Origin of the sequence: Maribellus mangrovi (assembly GCF_037646455.1) — a bacterium.
GTDB lineage: Bacteria > Bacteroidota > Bacteroidia > Bacteroidales > Prolixibacteraceae > Draconibacterium > Draconibacterium mangrovi_A.
This window is the reverse complement of record NZ_JBBIXN010000007.1, coordinates 126934-147769: the sequence shown is the minus strand read 5'-3', so window position 1 is coordinate 147769 and position 20836 is coordinate 126934. Positions and strand designations below refer to the sequence as shown.

Annotated in this window: 10 protein-coding genes; 2 read left to right on the top strand and 8 right to left on the bottom strand. The window is 42.0% G+C overall.

Going from position 1 to position 20836, the window contains the following annotated elements; all coding sequences use genetic code 11:
- Positions 1 to 183: 183 nt before the first annotated feature.
- Together WFY05_RS20595 and WFY05_RS20590 are read right to left on the bottom strand one after the other, a co-directional pair.
- Positions 184 to 4911, bottom strand: a complete 4728-nt coding sequence (locus tag WFY05_RS20595) for a rhamnogalacturonan lyase family protein (protein ID WP_340114824.1) — start codon at positions 4909 to 4911, stop codon at positions 184 to 186.
- Between the two features lie 320 nt (positions 4912 to 5231).
- On the bottom strand, positions 5232 to 5810 hold the full coding sequence (locus WFY05_RS20590) for a sugar-binding domain-containing protein (protein ID WP_340114823.1): 579 nt from the start codon (positions 5808 to 5810) through the stop codon (positions 5232 to 5234).
- 272 nt (positions 5811 to 6082) lie between these two features.
- On the opposite strand from WFY05_RS20590, the gene WFY05_RS20585 reads away from it, so the two are divergent.
- Positions 6083 to 10126 (top strand): hybrid sensor histidine kinase/response regulator transcription factor, encoded by a 4044-nt coding sequence (locus tag WFY05_RS20585; protein ID WP_340114822.1) that lies wholly within the window; start codon positions 6083 to 6085, stop codon positions 10124 to 10126.
- Between the two features lie 69 nt (positions 10127 to 10195).
- Positions 10196 to 10711 (top strand): hypothetical protein, encoded by a 516-nt coding sequence (locus tag WFY05_RS20580; RefSeq protein ID WP_340114821.1) that lies wholly within the window; start codon positions 10196 to 10198, stop codon positions 10709 to 10711.
- Between the two features lie 70 nt (positions 10712 to 10781).
- On the opposite strand, the gene WFY05_RS20575 is transcribed toward WFY05_RS20580, so the two are convergent.
- The 6 genes from WFY05_RS20575 to WFY05_RS20550 form a co-directional block, all read right to left on the bottom strand.
- A complete protein-coding gene (locus WFY05_RS20575) occupies positions 10782 to 12116 on the bottom strand; it encodes a glycoside hydrolase family 88/105 protein (RefSeq protein WP_340114820.1) in 1335 nt (444 codons plus the stop codon).
- A gap of 322 nt (positions 12117 to 12438) precedes the next feature.
- A complete protein-coding gene (locus WFY05_RS20570; RefSeq protein WP_340114819.1) occupies positions 12439 to 13971 on the bottom strand; it encodes an alpha-N-arabinofuranosidase in 1533 nt (510 codons plus the stop codon).
- A 78-nt stretch (positions 13972 to 14049) separates the two neighbouring features.
- Positions 14050 to 15651 carry an alpha-N-arabinofuranosidase gene (locus WFY05_RS20565; RefSeq protein ID WP_340114818.1) on the bottom strand — a complete coding sequence of 534 codons (1602 nt, stop codon included), beginning with the start codon at positions 15649 to 15651 and terminating at the stop codon, positions 14050 to 14052.
- Between the two features lie 18 nt (positions 15652 to 15669).
- Complete coding sequence (locus WFY05_RS20560) at positions 15670 to 16671, bottom strand: arabinan endo-1,5-alpha-L-arabinosidase (protein ID WP_340114817.1); 1002 nt, start codon at positions 16669 to 16671, stop codon at positions 15670 to 15672.
- A gap of 1 nt (position 16672) precedes the next feature.
- Positions 16673 to 17689 carry a glycoside hydrolase family 43 protein gene (locus tag WFY05_RS20555; RefSeq protein WP_340114816.1) on the bottom strand — a complete coding sequence of 339 codons (1017 nt, stop codon included), beginning with the start codon at positions 17687 to 17689 and terminating at the stop codon, positions 16673 to 16675.
- 21 nt (positions 17690 to 17710) lie between these two features.
- The gene (locus WFY05_RS20550; protein ID WP_340114815.1) at positions 17711 to 20518 is read right to left on the bottom strand and encodes a glycoside hydrolase family 2 protein; all 2808 of its coding nucleotides are present in this window, start codon (positions 20516 to 20518) and stop codon (positions 17711 to 17713) included.
- Positions 20519 to 20836: the final 318 nt, after the last annotated feature.

Below are 20836 nucleotides of genomic sequence, written 5' to 3'. Positions count from 1 at the left end.
TTAAATACAGTCTGTTTCTCCCCGGCAAAACTAACAAGGGGATCATTATAAATGCGTCATGAATAGGTCAAATGAGAATCTTAAACTCTGCAAATTTTTTATCCTTAAACCTGACTTTGGCGAACACGAAAATTTCCTGTTGTTACTGAATGAATTTGTCGCCTGCAATAAAATGAGCAAAAACTACTGAATAACTAATTTTTTGATGATTTCTTTATCCGTAAAACGAACACTTAAGAAATATATTCCGGCCGGTTGATCTTGCAAATCCAATTTAATTCGCCGGGAAGAATTGGGAACATCAGAATAAATTGTGCGCCCTTCTAAATTCGTAACTGAAATGGATTTTATGACGTCCGCCGATTTCAGTTTTAAGTAAAAAGTTCCTTCTCCCGGATTTGGATAAATAACCAGGTCATCGTTTTCAAGCACATTTACAGACGTTATATTTGTTACGCCAAGAATACCTTCTGCGATACCCGAAAGATCCCACTTCAAACCTTCGCCTGGTGTTTCAGGTTCTATAGCCTCAAAAGTGCCTTCTATGCTATTGGCATCCAGAATTTTAAAGCTGTCTCCGGCTTCAAACGGATTACCGCTTAATTCGGAAACTGACAAAATCCCTGCAAGGGTAATTATTTCGGCAGATTTCAGTGCGTCATTCTCTTCAAATGATTTATTGATCTCGATTTCCAAATTCACATCACTGGCTAAAGTCACTTCCTTTGCAAATTCCAGCGTTCCAATCCCGTCTGTTCCCGGCGCAACTGTGGCTCCATCGAAAAGTGTTAATTCGCCATTCACCTTTCCTTCGCCCGAAAGTGTACCCCTGGAACGAACAACTACCGGTCCGTTTAAAATATTATCTCCTTTACGAATACCGCCCGATAAAATCGTTATCCTGTCGTTTATATTTCCTTTTCCAATAAGGCTGCCCTGAACATTTACTATACCGTTTAAATTGGCTAAGGCCCCCAAATTGCAGGTGGCATCTGCATATATCCCTACAGTTCCGTCGATGGATCCGTTGCCTTCGAGCGTAGCACCTGCACGAATAAAAACTCCACCCGATCCTGTGGCACTCCCCGAAGAATTGGCTACAGTTAAAATGCCTTCGTAAACATTTGTTCCACCGGTGTAGTCATTGGCGTGAGAAATTGTCCAGTTTCCTTTACCATATTTATTGATGTTTGATGATCCGGTGATCAAACCCGAATAGCTTGCATCCGCATTGTTGTATCCGACACTCCATGTTCCCGAAGCCAGGGTGGCACCGCTGCTTCCTGAAAGAGCGCCAATTTTGGTATTAACATTTATCAGGTTGTACGCATAAACGTTGTTGTTTAGTTTAACTGAAGCATTCTCATAACCATAACTGTTATTGATTCGCCAGTCTCCTCCATCACCATCTGTTGTAACTTCAATAGTTCCGTTAAAATTCGACCAGTTTCCGCTTAAATCACTTCGCACGAAAGGAGTAAACAGAATCAGTTTTCCTGAACCTACAAGCTTTCCGGTAAGTTCACTTCTGCTGTCCAGCCTTAGTGTTCCGGTTTTTCCTTCAGGTACTACTATATGCCAGCCACAACCATTGGTCCACGTACCCGAATTATCATTCATGGCAAGTGTTCCACCATTAAAAGTAACAGTATCGCCAAGTCCCGAGATGTTCGCAGCATCATCAGCTAACTGAATTGTCCCCTGATTGATGACGGTTCCTTTGTGTGAATTGTTATTTTGGATGGATAAGGTACCGCTTCCGTTTTTAATGAGCCGCCCATTTCCTCTTAAATAGCCTGAAATGGTAAGGTTCGAAGACGAACTGTTCATTTTTACTGCGCCATCGTTCTCGCCAAGAGTAATGCTTTTGTCGGTAGTAATATTACCAGTATTGGTTACTTCCAGTTCTCCGCCATTAATTACGAGGTTGGCTGCATCAACTGAGGCAGTTCCTATGGCCGAAGGATATGCGGCATTGGTCAATTCCGGAACTCTTAACGTTCCTTCTTCGATAATTGTCGCACCTGTGTAGGTATTCTGAGTTCCGATGGTCAAACTGCCTGCTCCTTTTTTTACAAGATCTGCTTGCCCCGTAAAAGAACCTGAGCCATAAATACTATAATCTTTATCTGAATCGAAAAGGAAATGACTGATGGCATATTCTTCCAGAATTTCGATGGATGTTGACTGTCCGTTATCGTCGAAAACAACCGAGTCTTCACCCAGGAAATAATCTGCCGATCCTTCATTTAACCAGTTCAGGCGATTGAAAAGGTCCCATTTGTTGTCAACCGCACCTTCCCAAACTACTTTCCCGGGAGTACGGGTATTCGCCACCACAAGTTTTAGCTGGTGATCATTAAATTCAAGCGTGTACGGAACTCCTGAAATACCGTCGATCGTTATGTTTTCAAGGTTTCCGAGCAAGGTATCGCTAACGGTCATCAAAACATACTCGCCAGGAGACAGATCACCGTCTATCCGATTTATATCGATGGAAGTTGCTCCGGCTATTTTCACCATGCCATCCACGACAATCAAATCGTTTACTTTGGAAATCGCTTCATAATCATCTGTAAGATCCATGAAAATGGTTGAACTGGCGTTGGTTTCCAATGTTCCGCTTACAAACATTGTGTCAGCAGCCGACCTGGAATCACTTACAATCAGGTTGGCGTAATTCTCCAGTACAATGCCTTTGTTAAAAGAACCATTTCCTGCGAGGTTGGCAAAACGTTTTACGTAAACTTTGCTATTCGAAAGTACTCCGTTATTGGTCAGCTGTCCATCCCAAATCCGGGTAACTCCGTTGTAATTGTTCGTGTTGTTCAGCGTTAGATTTCCACTACCTGATTTTGTCAAATCTGTTGTCCCTTCGATACTTCCGGATCCCGAAAAAACATAATCGGTGGGGGAGATAACCCGAATATCGGCCGGTGTAATAGTGCCTTCAAGAACTACATCGGTATTGCTGTCGCCTGAAATATCGAAAAGCACCTTATCATCTTCTTCAAATGTTGCAGTAACATTATCCAATGTCCATGCCGAACTCGATCCAGTGTCCCATTTCCCTGAGGTCCAAACCTTTTGACCGGGAAAAAGAATCGGTGAAGGTGGTACTGAATCCATATCAGTTCCAATAAAAAAGCTTGGGTGAGGAGGCTGGTTGTATGAATTGGGTTGCCACCCGATCGCTGCACGATATTGCGGATCGTGCATTAAAGTATAAATTTTTGTCGTTGTAATATCAGTAGTAATGTACAAACGCAGAGCACGGTTGTCCGAAGTTCGCCAGATCACTTCTTCGCGCCAGTCGCCAAGAATATCAGCACTTAACGACGGATTTCCTTTTGTCCAGTTATCCGACAAGGTCCCGTCGGCGTAAAGAAGTTGCGTGTTGGCGCCGTTGTTGTATTTTGTAATGGTGCCAACTCCGTAGTTGCTGTACCATGCATGATCGAGCATTTCGCGCGAAAGGTCGCCATCCCACCAGATAAAAAAGTTCATTGAACCGGGAGGAGTTAAATTTGAAATCGCTTCGCCGGTTGAACTCAAAAAAGGGAAACCACTGGGGCCCCACATTTCATTGCCCGGATAATCGGGTGTTATATCGGCACAGCCTGCCCGGCCCATATCGCGACCAATATTAGTATAATGCAGTATCTCACCGGTTCCGGCATCGCGGTAATCTCCACCTGTCGCATTTTCGAGGCATCCAAAATATTCCAGTCCATCGCGGTTGGGATTTATATCGGTTAAATGCTGGGCATCGCCGTGGCCTAATTTTGTTGAATACAAGCCCTGTCCGTTGTCATCAAGAACCATCGATCCGTAAACCACTTCGTCTCTTCCATCGAAGTCAACATCGCCCTGTGTGAGATTGTGGTAGCCCGAACCTGCATAGTCCGGATTATTGTTGGTGTCGAAATGCCAGTTTCTGCTCAGACTTCCATTTTTGAAATCCCACGATTCCATTACAATTCGTTCGTAAATACCACGGCCAAATACCACACTGGGTGTTTTTCCGTCCTCGTAGGCAACCGTAAACATACATTTGGTTGCACGGTGTCCACCATCGTCTGCTTTTCCCCAGTCGCCTAAATCTCCTCTTGGAATATAAGTTGCTCTGTCCAGTTCTTTACCGGTTTGTCCATCTAAAACCGAAAGGTAATCGGGGCCTTCCTGACGATATCCGACCCATGAAATGGAATATCTGTAATTGATGGTTCCATCATTGTCAGCATCTCCAATATTGTTTCCTTCGCCATCGATAAAACCATCAGAAGTACGCAGAATCACTTCAGCTTTTCCGTCGCAATCCAGGTCCCATACCAAAAAATTGAATTCCACATCGTTGTAAATGTTCGGACCCATATTAACCGCCCACAGGAAAGTACCGTCCAATTCGTAAGCTTCCAGGTAGTGATAATAGTTGGATTCCACTCCGTCGGTAGCAAGTCGCTTCACTACAATTTCGTATTCACCGTCGCCATCCAAATCTCCTACCGATGCATCGTTCAGGATGTAAGAACCTTCATTGATTTCCCTGACAGGAATATCGATGTAATTCTTTTCCCAAACATCTGCCGATTCGTTTGTTTCGTGCTCCAATCCATCAATTACCGTCTTGATGGTATAAGTTGAACCTAATTCTCCGTTCCTGTCCCACAAATTACTGGCCCCGGTTATTGGTTCACTATTAATTAATGAACCATCCCGATACAAGTTATAAGCAACATCATCCCATTCTGATCCAAGCACTCGCCAACTTACAATTACTCCACCCGGTTTTTTTACAGCAACCAGGCCATGATCGAGGTTTTCCATAAAACGTTGAGCCATTGAAGCATTGCTCACCAGTAAGATCAATAACGAGAGCAATATGGTATATGTTCTTTTATTTTTTTTCATCATAAGCTTGTTTATTCCTGACTAATTTTATGCGTCATTTTTGCTTTGAATTTAAAATCCACAAGGTGGAATTACCGTTTCCCGGAAGATTTTTTAAAGGAAGATCGGCCAAAGATAGAAAACATCTTTGATGAACAGTTTGTTTAGTTCTCAATCTTAAAATATGATCGTTAAATTCATAAGTCGGCTACAAAAGTACTTTTACCCGATTATTAAGGTAAATACAAACTCGTCAAAAGGTAATCAGAAAATGTGCATAACAGTACGCACGTCATTCATTGGTAAATTAGGTTACAGGACCTTCAAAGAAATAAGAAAATTCAATCTTTCTTCTGGCTTTTCGGAGGATCTTTAATAATTAGCCAAACGTGCTTGTATATTCCGGAAGCAGCACTCCAGTTTCCGTCTTCTTGTTTGGTATTCATTACCTGAATTGCAATTACATTTTTGCCATCGAAGTTCAGGTAAGGATTAAGCGGTGCTTCAAATACGCACTTTGCATGTTGTGGAGTCTTGATAGCAATTCCGTTGACGAAAATCTTATTTTGTTCGCAGATTCCTTCAAAATTAATAAGAATGCTTTTCTCGTGCCAGTTGTTGGGAATTTCGAAATGTTTGCGGTACCAGCCTATTCCTGAAGAGTCATTGCCGGCAGCTGTATTTGAGGTAGTTAACAGTAATTTTTTGTCATTGCTCCAATTGTGTGGAAGATCAACATCCCGCCAGTTTTTATCGTTCATTTCAAGCTCGGTGGCAAAAACATAATTACCGCGATTAAATTTCCAGTTCAGATCGAACAGTTGTTTTTGACTACTATCATCATGCCTAACATCGCAGCTGTTGAGACTACTTAATATAATCATCAAGCTAACCAGGCTTAGTCTTATTTTTGTGCACATGTTGATAGTTTCAGTTCGTTCGAAAACAGATTTCTGAATTTGTCAAATCAGCCACTTCGATGCTCACCCAGGGAGCTGATTTCTAATATCATCCAATCCTCTGTATTTTCTTCCTCGTAAAGCTACTTTACTTTACTATTAATGTACTAACAAGGACTCGTCATTGAGTAAACAGAAATTAGTCAATGATGAAAACTGTAGATACAAGTATTATGGCTAGGCAGTTTTTCATTAAATTTACGCCTGATCGAAACCTGAGAATAAAGATGGAGATGAGTAGACTAAAACGATGGGGGCTGTTAATTTGCTTTATAACAGGAGCTTTGGCGAATGTTTGGGCGATTGGAGTTCAAAAGCTGGGGGTTGAACAGGGACTGTCGAACAATAATGTGGTAAGCATAACACAGGACAGAGAAGGATTTATCTGGATTTGTACAAAAGATGGATTAAACCGATTTGATTCGCATACTTTTACGGTTTATCAGGCTTCGGAAACTGATCCCAATTCGATCTGCAGTAATGTTTTAAATTCTGTTTTAGCTGACAAATTTGATGACATTATATGGATTGCTTCAGAGAAGAATGGCGTTGATGCCTACAACTATAAAACACATGTTTTTACGCATTACGAACATGATTATGGAAATCCTGATGCCAACGACCTTTCGTCCAATGGAATAACGCAGATCCATCAGGATAAACAGGGGAATATTTGGTTTGCCACATACGGTGGCGGGATCGATGTCCTGGACAGAGAAACAAAACAATTTACCAATTACAGCCAATCCAATGTTTCGGGAATAGGATCGAATTATAACTGGTGTGTTATGCACGATTCGAATGAAAGGGTTTATGTAGGACATGTTACTGAAGGACTGAGTATAATTAACACCGTAACAGAAACTGCTGTAAATTTTAAGCACGATCCCAATGATCCTAATTCGCTGGCTGATAACACTGTAACAAGTGTGCTTAAAGACTCATCCGGTCGGATCTGGATCGGGACAAGAAACGGGCTTACTTTATTTGATCCCGAAACCAACAGGATGATCAATTTCAGAAACGATCCTAAAAATCCGCAGTCCATTTCCAATAATTTCATTCAGAAAATGATTGAAACTGATGACCACAAATTATACATTGGAACAGAAGGTGGCGGATTGAACATCCTCGATTTAAAAGAACTGAGCGTTCATCCAAACGCTTCAAATGCAAAATTCCAACACATTCTGGCTTCCGAAACGCAAGATGGATTATCGAGTTTGTCGGTGCAGACTGTTTTTCAGGATTCATTCGGGAATATCTGGCTTGGCGGGTTTGGTGGCGGATTGAACTTTATTCCTAAAAACGAGCCGTTTTTCAAAATAATTAACTACCTGCCTTTGATTGGTAATGCCAATAGCCTGAATGCGAAAGCGGTTATGGACCTGTGCAGCGATAAAGATGGAAATATCTGGATGGCAAACGAATCGGGAGGAATATGTATATATAAAGACAATCAAAAGATTAAAGATTTTAATCGTGTGTTAAACGACCCCAAACCGATTTTTGCCATTTCGCTTTACGAAGATCGAAATAATAATATTTGGATAGGATGCGCAGACGGTCGGGTATTTAAATACGATTACAATTCGAAAAGGTATAGTCGTTTCACACGTTTTGCAGATCTGAGAAACATTCCGGTGTACGACTTTTTTGAAGACTCAAAGCAAAATTTGTGGTTAATAACCGACCTGGGTTTGTACGTTTATAATATTAACACGAGCGAGTCGAAAGTATACAGCATCTCCAATTCCGACTTAATGGATAATAACGTTAGGGCCGTTGCGGAAGATGCAAACGGAAATATTTGGGTTGGAGCACTAGGTGGCGGATTGTGCGTGTATGATAAGGAGATCAACCTTAAACACGATTTTGGCAAAGATTATGATTTTTATTCGATTAGTTGCATTTACAAAGATTCGCGCGACAGGATTTGGGTAGGAAGTCAGAACGACCTTTTTCTGTTTAAAAACTATACGCAGGAGTCTGTTATGCGCATTGGACAAAGTTCGGGCCTGGCAGATAATTCAGTCAGGGCCGTTGTTGAAGGAGAAACGGCAGATGAAATGTGGTTGAGTACCTCGAGCGGAATAAGCCACATTGATTTGAATACCATGCATGTTAGTAATTTCGATGTGCGTGATGGAATTGTGTTTGGCGACTATTTAAATCGTGCAGTATTAAAAACCGCTGACGGAGAAATTTATTTTGGTTCGCAAAACGGAATTACCTGGTTCAATCAGGTGCTTGAACATACAGAGGACCAGGTGCCCCAAACCGTAATTAGTAATTTCTCGGTAGCCAACAACAAGAGTTATTTCAGTGAATTTACAAATATCCCGTTTACAGATGAGATTGAGCTGAACCACAATCAGAATTCTTTTGAAATCAGTTTTAATGTGCTGGATTATTCGCTCGTCAATAAAGTCGATTTCGCCTACCGGATGACTGGATTGGACGAAGGATGGTTTCTTGTAAATACCGGAAATGAAGTGACATTCAGAAACCTGAAACCGGGTAACTATACATTTAGTCTCAGAACCCGCTTACAGAATAACGAATGGTCGGAACATATCATTTCATTGTCCATACATATTAAGCCGCCGCTTTGGCTAACCTGGTGGATGAAAATGATATACATGGCTGTGGCAGTGTTTATTGCATTTTATGCAATGAGTTTTTACAAAAACAAGTTAAAAATTGAGAACGACCTGTTGCTGGAGAAAAAGAGCCGTCAGCAGGAACATGAATTAAACGAAGAAAAACTGCGGTTCTTTACCAACATTACCCACGAACTGCGCAGCCCGATGACCCTGATTCTAGGACCGCTTGAAGATCTGACTTCGGATGACAGCCTCAAACCGGATCAAGCTAAAAAATTGCAGATGATCCAACGGGTTACCAATCGTTTGTTGCAAACCATCAATCAAATACTCGAATTCAGAAAATCGGAAAATAAAAGTCGTAAACTAAGTGTGATACGCGATGACGTGGCAAAATTCATTTACGAGATCGGAGAAAAATACAAAGGTTTGAATCAGAATAAATCCATTGATTTCATCATTAATGTTCCCAACCATAAAATTGAAATGTACTTCGATCCGGATGTGATCACAATAATCACAGATAATCTGATTTCGAATGCGTTCAAGTATACTCAGGCAGGAACAATTGAACTGGAATTGAGAGAAATACAGGAAGGGAATATTAATTATACAGAAGTTCTTGTTTCCGATTCCGGCTTTGGAATTTCTGAAGTTGATCTGCCACATATTTTCGACAGGTACTATCAGGCAAAAAAAGCTGCACACCCAATAAAAGGTACGGGTATCGGCTTATCGTTGGTGAAAAATATGGTCGAGCTGCATGAAGCGGAAATCGATGTTAAAAGCAGCTTAAATAAAGGGACTGTGTTTAAAGTAAGATTCCTTACTAATAACAGTTATCCGGATGCAGTTCATTATATTCCCGAGGAAACACAAATTGAAGAAACGGAAGAGAATTCAAAAAATACAATTCTTGTGGTTGATGACGACCCGGAAATAACCGAATACATCAAAGATTCGCTTACTGAAACTTATAAGATCGTAACAGCAGAAAACGGAAAAGCCGGATTTGAACAGGCCACCGAAGAAATACCCGATATTGTTATCAGTGACGTGATGATGCCAATTATGGACGGTATTGAAATGTGCAAACAGTTAAAACAGGATGTTCGAACCAGTCATATTCCGGTAGTACTTTTAACGGCAAAAGGTACGCTTTACGATCAGAAAATAGGTTACGATGTTGGGGCTGATTCCTACCTCACCAAACCGTTCAGCAGCAATCTTTTAAAAAGCAGGTTGAGAAATATTATCGATGCCCGGAGCAAGCATTCGCTGGCTACATCCTCAAAATTTAAACAAAAACAGTCGGTTCTCAACGAATCGATAGGGGAGTTGGACAAGGAGTTTTTGCAGAAACTAACGACCGTTATTGAAGAGAATCTTGAAGACGAAGATCTGAGCATTTCGTTTGTAGCTGCCCAGCTGAACATGAGTCACTCCACGCTGTATCGGAAAATAAAGGCACTCACCAACCTGACCGCCAATGAATTTATTCGTAAAGTTCGTATTAATTTTGCCGAACAACTTCTGATCACCGGTCAGTACAACATTTCGGAGATCATGTATCAGATTGGAATTAACAGCAGCAGTTATTTCAGGCAGTGTTTTAAAGATGAGTTTGGAATGAATCCAAGTGAATACCTTCAGAAACTTAAAGAGGGATAATACGTAATCACTTATCATGTCATCGAATACAGATGATGATTGAAAAAGATTGTACTTAAACTTTAAGCGATGGCAGTATTTTTCTATTTACCGCTGATTGTTGCGGTGTACCTGGTTTATGTGCGAATCAGGTATGGTATGACACGAAGTATTTCGGCAAGCTACAAATTTCTTACCCGTTGGCAATCAGTATTCCCGATGGTGGTGCTTTGGATTGGCATTAGTTTACCAATAATGGTACTAGGACTTAGTGTATCGGACGGAAACCCGTTTCAGTTTCTATGGTTTTTTGCCGGCGGATTGATTGCTTTTGTTGGTGCAGCGCCTGTGGTAACTAAAGCTTCTTTGGCCGAAAAAGTACATGTGGTAGGAGCTACCGGCGGAATTGCGGCTGCCACGGCAGCAGTGGTACTGTCCATCCCTTCAACCTGGAGCTTTATCCTTGCCGGAGTGTTTATTGTATTTACGATTACGCAAACCATCGAAAAACTAAATCTGAAAATGAAAAACAATACGTACTGGATAGAAATAGCAGCAATGGTTATGGCCTGGCTGGCACTTTTTATTGATTTTAAGCAAGTATAAAACAGGCAGTCAAACAGGAAAGCCGGAGCTTGCAAACTCCGGCATTCCTGTTTTAAAATTGGAAAATACTTTAGTCGTATAACATCGTTGCACTGTCGTTACTTTGAATATCGTGGTTTTTAAGCAGTTCAATCATTTCGGCTCCGGCCAGTAAAACGGGGCCATAGCCATGAGCTGCAAAAACATGAACCGGGCGGTAATAGTAAAATGCAGGATCAAATCCCATTCCGGTTCCCACACAAGTTCCTTCTACCTGTCCCGAGTCGCTCACTTTGGTAGCTACTGCATTCCAGGCCAGACAAACCATCGGGCCGTAAACTTTGGCATCAACATATCCGCGATTAATTGCACGGGCAATGGAATAAGTATAAATGGCCGTTGCCGATGTTTCGAGATAAGTATCGTTTCGATCAATTAGCTGGTGCCAGAATCCCGTTCCATCCTGGTAGTTGGCCAATCCCCGAATATGACGCTGGAGAATGTCCAAAACCTGCTCTCGTCCGGGATGAACCTCGGGTAATACTTCCAGCAGTTCTACCATGGCCATAACTGCCCAGCCGTTGGCACGGGCCCAATGAAATTGCGGGTGTTCGTCCATTTCCTGAATCCAGCCGTGCATAAAAAGGCCTTTTTCGTCGTTAAACATTCGGTCTGAAAATTGAAGAACCTGTTTTACCGCATCTTCAAAGTATTTGGTTTCGCCACTGTAACTGCCCATCTGAGCCAGTGCCGGAACACTCATAAACAGATCGTCGAGCCACAGTGCATTAGGTTGCGGCCTGTTACGAGCCAGCGTATTGTCGTGCAAACGAAATTGATCGTTACTAATGTAGTCGATTTGGTAACTGATTATCCAGTCCAGGTTGTTGGCTTTATCTTCTTTGGTGGCCTTTATCATGGCTGCACAAATGGCTCCGCAATCATCCAGTGCATGCGGGTGCAAAGTTCGCATGAGTTGATATTTCGTATCCGGATTTTTATCTGCAAAGGCATCAAAAGCGGTCAGGGCTTTCGACAGAAATTCCAGACGTTCACTTACATAATTCGAATATTTTGATTCGCCGGTTTGTTTTGCAGCTAACAACATACCTGCATACGTAACTCCCCATTCGTAACTGGTTAATCGAAAATCACCCTGTTTCATAATGCTGTTTTCATCAACGGTTGTATAATCGGAGATTACTTTGCCCGATGTTCTGTCTACTAATTGTGCAGGAGTAACCCGGTTCAAATAGTCATACATCGTGCTTAACACTAGCTCAATATCATCAACCTCCGGAGCTCCGTAGGCATGCGGATAATCCGGTTTCAACATATGGAGAGGGGTTGTTACATCGTTGACCTGTGCTTTAGCTGCAAATCCAACGGCGATCAAAAAGCATGTAATTACAAATCTGTGTGGCATTTTTAGTAGTTTTTATTTAATGAATAAATGGAACGTCAAAGCATCATTTCTCAAATTTCCTGAATGATTTTATGGTTCTTAATTCGTCTTAGCGACGATTTCATCTAAAATAGGATAATTAGAAGAATTAAGAAACAAGAGAGGACAAGACTGTTATTTTTTTGTCGAAACCTGACTTAAGTTCGCTCTGTTTATTTATAAGTTACGTGTTAATTTTTAACACTGTAGAAATCTATATTCCGGATATTTATTTTGTAATTTATTTGGCAAAAAAAAGGAAGCCGATTACAGCTTCCTTTCTTATGTTGTGAAAAAATCTTGCTTACTGAAGTTGTACCAGAACAACTGATTTTGCCGGAATTTCTAGTGATAATTTACCTTCTATTGGTGTGTCTACCTTCATTTCTTTTAAGGTCACTTTTTCGTCTTGTCCAAAATCGTTGTAATCATTCATGTTTTCAGCAGTAACGATTTGTCCGCTGGCCGAAGAATAATCATTGCCAGTTACATTAAATTCAACCGATTGGCTGCTGTTGGGATTAAGGTTAACCAGTGTTACCGATAGCACTCCATCTTTGGTCGATGCTGAGGCATTTACCGACGGAACTCTTCTTCTTTCGACAGAATAGTCGTCTGTTTTCAGGTTCATTGGAACAAGTGTGGCGTCCTGGTGAACACTGTACATTTTAAAAACGTAGTAGGTTGGCGTTAGCACCATTTCATCTTCTTTGGTGAGGATAACGGCCTGCAGAACATTTACCATTTGGGCGATGTTCGCCATTTTAACGCGGTCGGCATGGTTGTTAAAAATGTTCAGGTTGATACCGGCAACCATGGCGTCACGTAAGGTGTTTTGCTGGTACAGAAAACCCGGATTTGTTCCTTCTTCCACATTGAACCAGTTTCCCCACTCGTCAACGATCAGACCGATACGTTTCCTTGGATCATACTTATCCATAATCGTTGAATGACGTTCAATCAGCGTTTCAATTCTTAATGTATTATCAAGAACTGAGATCCATTCCCTTTCGCCAAAATCGGTTGCATGTCCTTTATTTGTCCAACTGTTTGTGAATGTGTAATTGTGCAGCGATACACCCTGGACGAGTCCCCAGTGGCGGGATGTTTTTTGCATCAGTACTTCCATCCAGTTGTAATCATCCACGTTCGGACCACCTGCAATTCGGTAGATATCTCCTCGGCAGTAGCTCGCAAAACGGTTGTAAAGATCGGAGTAATATTCGGGTGTCATGTTTCCGCCACAACCCCAGTTTTCGTTTCCAATTCCCCAGTATTTGACCTCCCAGGGTTCCTCGCGGCCATTTTTCTTCCGAAGATCAGTCATCGGGCTAACATTTGATGAGGTAACGTATTCTACCCACTCACTGGCTTCCTGTACGGTTCCCGAACCAACATTGATGTTGATATAAGGTTCAGCTTCAATAAGTTCGCAAAAGTCGAGGAACTCGTGGGTTCCAAAACTGTTGTCTTCGGTAACTCCTCCCCAGTGAACGTTAACAATGGTTGGCCGGTCTTCGCGTGGTCCGATTCCGTCTTTCCAGTGGTAGGTATCGGCAAAACAGCCTCCGGGCCAGCGCAAAAGAGGAATCTCCATGTCTTTTAGTGCTCCGATCACATCATCGCGAAAGCCACGAATATTTGGGATCTCGGAATCTTCACCTACATAGATACCGCCGTAAATGCAACGGCCAAGATGTTCGGCAAAATGTCCGTAAATTTCTCTGTTGATTTGGGTCTCTGCTTCTTCAGGATGCAGGGTTAATTTTGTCTGTGCGAATGACGTGCTGAAAAACGCAGTAAACAGAAGGATTAAAGTAAATTTTAACTTGTTCATGTTGTTATTGTTTTAATTAAATGTATCCGATCACTATTTCAGAATTAAGGTAAATCTCTCAATATGAAAAAGAGTTATCTATTCAATAATTTTACCTTTTAACATGGTGAATGAGTGAGGTGGAAATTCGTAAGTAAATTTCTTTTTATTTCTCACGTTTATGGATTCCTTTTGAACGGTTTCAACGTTTGTAACATCAAAGTTATTTTCAGATTTTATATCCGGTCCATTCACTTCGAACACTTCAAACTCGCCATCAAATAAACCTTCCTGCGAGATGAGGTCGGTTGTGATTGAGTTGTCCTTGTCTCGGTTAATTACGGTAATGATAAGTTCTCCATTCTTGTTATACGAAGCTGCAACATCGAGGTAAGGTACATTGTTTTGCTGGGTTGCCTGTTCGGCGAGCCCGAGGTAGAATTCGTCCGTATCGTAGGTTTCGCAATCCACATAAACATCCAGCGAGATGCCGAACATATTATTGGCAAACAACTGAAGCGGATAATAAATGGTTTGCTTGAACATGTCGTCTTTTTCGGCAAAAATGGGTGCGATAACATTTACCAGCTGTGCCATGTTGGCCATTTTTACAATGTCGGCATTGCGAACAAATGCATTCAGGAATCCGGCGATCACCAATGCATCTTCTAGATTATAACGTTCTTCCAAAGCACGGTCTCCGGTCATGGTTTCTTCAGCTCTCCAGCGGTACCAGATGTTATATTCGTCCCAGGCAATGTAAATCGGATCACGGTCGCCACGGTCGGCCTTTTCCATTTCACGCATGATCATTCCTTTTACCACCTGCGTGCGTTCTTCCAAAACCAGAGGTGATGACACAAAATTGTAGTAATTATCCTGGTGGTTACCCACGTACATGTGCAGAGCAATATAATCCACCACATCTTTTAATTCCGAAAGTACAGTCGCATTCCATTCGTGCGGATCGTTATTTGGCCTGAAATTGGAAGCACCGGCTGCAACCAGTTTGATATTCGGGTCGGTAAGTTTCATCAGTTTGGCTGCTTCGCGAGCCTTTTTACTGTAGTCTTCAGCATTCAGGTGCCCCATTTGCCAGAAACCATCCATTTCGTTACCCAGGCTCCAGTATTTAATGTTATGTGGCTCAGGATAACCATGTTTCTTTCGGAGTTCGGCGTAGTACGGACCTTCTTTTACGTTGCAGTATTCTACCCATTCCTGCGCTTCTTTAATGGTTCCTGTTCCCAGGTTAACCGCAAAATAGGGTTCAGTTCCAAGTCGACGGGCAAAATCGATAAATTCGTTGGTGCCAAACTGATTGGTCTCTAACCTTGCCCAGGCCAGTTCCATTCGGGGTGGCCGGTCTTCTTTCGGACCCACTCCATCTTTCCAGTGATAGTTGGAAACAAAGTTACCACCCGGATAGCGTGTTAACGGAATGTTCAGCCCTTTGGCAGCTTCCAGCACATCGAGCCGGATACCTCTATCATCCGAGAGCGGAGAATCGGGATCGTAAATGCCGCCATAAACACAGCGGCCCAGATGTTCAACAAAATTTCCGTATAGGTTATTGTTGATCTCTCCAATCTGACGGTCGATATCAATCTTGATTCGGGCATTTTCCTGGGCGAACAAACTGCCCGATAATAACATAGCGGCAATGGCAAGGATTCTTAGTTTTTTTATTTTTAGTCGCATAATACTGTTTTTTCTGATTTAGTTTTGAACAACGGGCCAGCCGTCGGCATCCCATTGCAGTTCTTTTATAATTAGTTTTGGCCTTCCGTTTTCGTGAGCATCGTAACCATGAAAAATGAGGTAGTCTTTTCCGTTGAAAGTGTAGGTTGAATTATGCCCCACACCGTGCCAGTTTTCGTCGCCCTTCAACAATATCGTTCCACCACCTTTTGCCATATCTTTACCGTCTTTATCGAGATAGGGGCCCGGAATACTTTTTGAACGACCAACGATCATTTTATAGGTACTGTTCACTCCTTTACAGCAATAATCTATAGAGGCGAACAGGTAATAGTAGTTTCCTTTTTTGAAGATAAAAGGAGCCTCAATGGCATTCCCTCCGGCATCTTTAGGATTGTCGTCGATGGCAGGTGGATTCGTTTCTGAAGATGAACTTTTCCGCGAAGCGATGGTAGGAACCATACTCATATCCTCAGCAGATGCAGTGGCATCTTCATTCATTTTTACCAGTTTTAATCCGTCCCAGAACGATCCCCAGCTCAGGTACGGTGTTCCATCTTCAGCCACAATTAAATTGGGATCGATGGCATTCCAGTTGGTTTTCCCGGGAAAGGACTGTATGACTTTTCCGTGATCTACCCATTTAAAATCCGGATCGTTCGGATCGAGCGTTACGTTGGTGGCCAGACCAATGCAAGAGGTATTTTTCCCAAACGAAGATACCGAATAATAGAGGTAATACTTGTTGTTAAAGAACGCAATGTCGGGTGCCCAAATGTGACCTCTGAAACCTTTTACGGCTTCTTTCGCCCACTCCGGGGCTTCCGCAAATACCGGTTTTTCCCGTTTCCATTCTTTCATGTCTTTTGAAGACCAAACACTGATTCCCCATCCGGTACAAAACAGGTAATAGGTGTCGTTTTGTTTGGCCATTACAGGATCGTGAACCGAAATACTTTGGGCAGCAGCAATTCCTGTGATCAGGAACAATGCCACCAGTATGCTAACTGTCTGTTTCATATTATTTTTCTTTTTGAATTCCTTCAGAAGTCATAATCACACGTTTCATCGTACCGTCTTCGTTGTAATAAAGCCTGTCGATGCATACCGATCGGCGAAAGCTGCCACCATGAGGCTGAATTCCGCCGGTGTGATAAATAAAATACCATTTATCCTTAAACTCGATAATGGCCTGGTGGTTGGTATTTGAATTTCCCGCAAGTTCGTTAAGAATACCTTTGAACTCCCAGGGGCCTGTTATCGATTTGCTCATTGCGTAGGCTGTTTTCTCAGGGAACTGATAAGCGTACGATAAGTAATACCAGTCGCCACGTTTATGTATCCACGGAGCTTCTGTAAAATTTGGAAGATCTACCGTATGAATTTCGCCATCCAGTTCTATCATATTGTCCTTGAGTTTTGCCCAATAGCATGCTGTATTTCCCCAATACAAGTATGCCTGTCCGTCGTCGTCGATAAAAACCGTCGGATCAATGTCATCCCAGCTAATCCGGGTATGTTCTGTGGTCATATCATTTGTGATCAACGCTTTTCCAATCGCATCTTTAAATGGTCCTGTCTGGCTGTCGGAAACAGCTACCCCGATTGATTTGCCGTGAATGCTTCCGTGCTCAACCGTAACATACCAATAAAACTTACCATCTTTTTCAATCACTTCAGCTGCCCATGCGCTGTGTGCTGCCCACTCGAAATCGGCAGGTTTTAATGGTACAGGATGTTCTTTCCAGTTGACCATATCGGCTGAGGAATACACCAGCCATTCGTTCATAATGTATGAATTGTGATCGTTGGGACACTGGTCGTGGCCCACATACAAATACACCGAATCGCCATAAACCAGAGCGGCTGGATCGGCGGTGTATTTATCCGTTATAATCGGATTATTGATTTCTTTTTCCAGGCTCATTTGTGTTGAAGTATCACTGTTATTTTGGCGACTTTGTGTGCATCCAAAAATAACAATGAGCGCTGTAAATAAGATAAGCTTGTTGTTGATTAAGTTTTGAATTCGTAACATTTATACAAAATTTAGTTGTTATTAATTTCCTCTAAAATCGAACCACAGTTTTATCGGGTAACTATCGTCGCCCCAACGTTCGAAGAACATTCCCTTTTTAGCGGTCGGTCCTAAGCGATCTCTCCGGAAGAACTTGGTTCCAATGGCCGGAATCTCATATAAGAAGGAAATGTCTCCCTCAGGAAATGCCGGGAAAGTGCCGCCTGCCACGTGTTCTGGTTTTGCCGGTTTAAACAACTGGAAATACAGGTTTGGCGTTTCCGATATAATGGTTATCGGGCTTTCTGTCGTTTCCAGTGTTGCCCAGAACAAGTTTCCGTGATAACCTTTAAACTCGGGATAAACCATATTATTAAAGCTTTCGCCGGTGATGGTGTTGTTGTAATCTTTCTCCCAAACATCAATTTCGCTGCCTTTTAAACGGTTTTTCCAAACGCGGTAAGGTCCGCGACCCATCCATTTTACACCGGTACATTTGGTTTCTGGGTAGTTAAATGAGATTCCCACAAAATCAACATCAAAAACTCCGTCGCGAAGCGGGTTGGCATCCAGTTTTAGCAGACCACTTTTTTCGAGTGTCCAGGTCATTTTTCGCGGATATCTTTTGCTGGTAATCTCAAAACGGAAATTGCCTTCATTATCCATATTCCAATTCGTTCCGGTGACTTCATATTCAACGCCTGTGGCAACCGGTCCGCCTGTAAACGATACGTTTCCTTTACCGTTTTTCACCGATAATAATGTACCATCTTTTTTGCTGAATTCAATTATCACATCGGCTACCGAAGCAGTAACTGTTTCTTCAGTTTCCTGTATTGAGATTTCTGAAGTTCCGGCGTTGAGTTCGGCCAGCAATTCTTTTGCTTTGTCTTTTGGCTGAACAACCGGCCAACTCCAGGTATACACTTCGGCTCCGTGCGGATCGATGGCTGTAAAACGGAACAAATCAGCTTGTTGAAGTGCGTTGTTAAGTTCTATTTCCACCTGAGCGGTTTCTCCCGGTTTGGCATCTGGACTTTTGATAGTTCCCGAACCAACTTGTTTTTCTTCATCAGGATTTAGCCCTGTTTTTACTGCCTCCCATTTAAACGAACACTGATTTAGGTTGGTGTAAATGTATTTGTTCGATAAAAACAACCGACCATTCCAACTTTTTACAATGGCTACCGGCTCCACCTGTACAGGCGACCAGATTTCTTTGATGGTATAAAAGCTTCCTTCTTTCTCGCGGTGAGGCCCCAGAATTCCATCGGGAGCATGGTTGCCATCGCCGTCGAATACAGTTCCGGGATTGTCGGTGCGTAAAACAGCTTCATCAACCAAAACCCATAAAAATCCTCCGGCATGAAGTGGAGACGTTTGATAATTTCTCCAGAAATCTTCTAGTCCGGCACCATGACCACCGTCATACAATCCGTGCAAAAATTCGGTTGGCATAAACGGATCATTGCCAAAAATATACCTCCCGATGGCGTATTCAAATTCAGGATAATGATGTGTATCAACACCATTACGCAATAACCAGGGGTAAATTATCGGTCGGTGTTGAATGTCGTATCCCGGAAATGTTTTTTCGTTTCTGAAATCCCAGCCACCTTCATTTCCATGGTCCCAAATTACAACACTCGGGTGGTTTTCGTCTTTTAAAATGGTTTCTTTAATCAGCTTCGGACCAACAACTGTATCATAACCTTGCTGCCAGCCGGTCACCTCGTCAAGCACAAAAAGCCCCAATGAATCGCAAAGATCCAGAAAGCGTTTGTCGGGAGGGTAGTGCGAACTGCGAACAGCATTCATATTCATTTCCTTCATCAACTCGATGTCCATGATATGATTTCTGTCACTTAATGCACGACCTGTTTCCGGCCAGAATGAGTGGCGGTTTACACCCTTAAAAACTACTTTTTCGCCATTAATATAAAAACCGTCATGTTTACGCAATTCAACGGTTCTGAAACCAATTCGCTCCGTAACTTCATGTAAAACATCACTGCCTTTTTTAAGCAAAATCTTCATGTTGTACAATGTTGGCCACTCCGGATTCCAGGCTTTTATATTATCAAATTTTCCGGAAACCCGAGCTTCGTCATTTCCTTTTTCAATCTCAGCCTGAACAGCCGATCCAATTTGATTTCCTTCCAGGTCGAACAATTCAACTGTGGCTGACAAATCTGATATTGACTCATTCAAATTGATGAGAACGTTGAACGAGCCGTCGGCTTTTGGATCGATAGCTGTGCGGCTCATGTGGATTTCGGGAAGTACTTCGAGGAAAACCGGACGGTAAATTCCACCAAAAATCCAGAAGTCGGCCTGGCGCTCGGCACGATTGATCGATTCGTTGGCCGAATGTTTGGCAACGTCAACCTCAAGCAGGTTGGTTTGCCCATATTTTAGCAATTTGCTGATGTCGTATTTAAAGCGGTAAAAACCTCCCTGATGTATAACTCCAGCCGATTTACCATTGATTTTCACTTTTGTGTCGGTCATCGATCCATCAAAAACAATGTTGGTGGTTTTGCCTTTCCAGCTACGCGGCACTTCAAATTCGCGTTTATAAAGGCCGTGTTCTTTGCCCAGCTTAATATCTTTATTCGACCAATCGTGACCATAATTATAGGTGCCAAAGCCCTGTAATTCCCAGTTTGAAGGAACAGGTATTTTTGCCCATGTTTCGCTGTTTCGCCCATCCGTGCAATAGAAATCCCAGTCAACAGTATTGTCGGCATCAGTTCCCGACAAGTAAACGATTTCTGTTTTTTGAGAAAATACCTCAGAAAATGCAAAAACAAGTATGGAGATGAGAAATAGTAAATTTGATTTGTTCATTGGTTCATAGATTTGTTTTAAAGTTCAAGTTCATTCCATGATTTCTAAAACATTGCCGGGACGACTAGTGGAAATCAAAAGAATATTTTACCAATATAATAGAAAAAAATAAATTCAATTTATTATAATCGAATAATGAAAAGAAATAAGTGTAAAATTGACTTTTTTGATAATTATTAAATCAAACATAGCCGTTCTTTCGTTTCCCAAAAAGTTACTGCCTGTTTATTTTGCTTATTGTGAATCGCCTCCAGGTTGAGGAATTAAAAGACTATTAATAAAGTATTGATAGATGTGTAATGCATTCATTATTAGCGA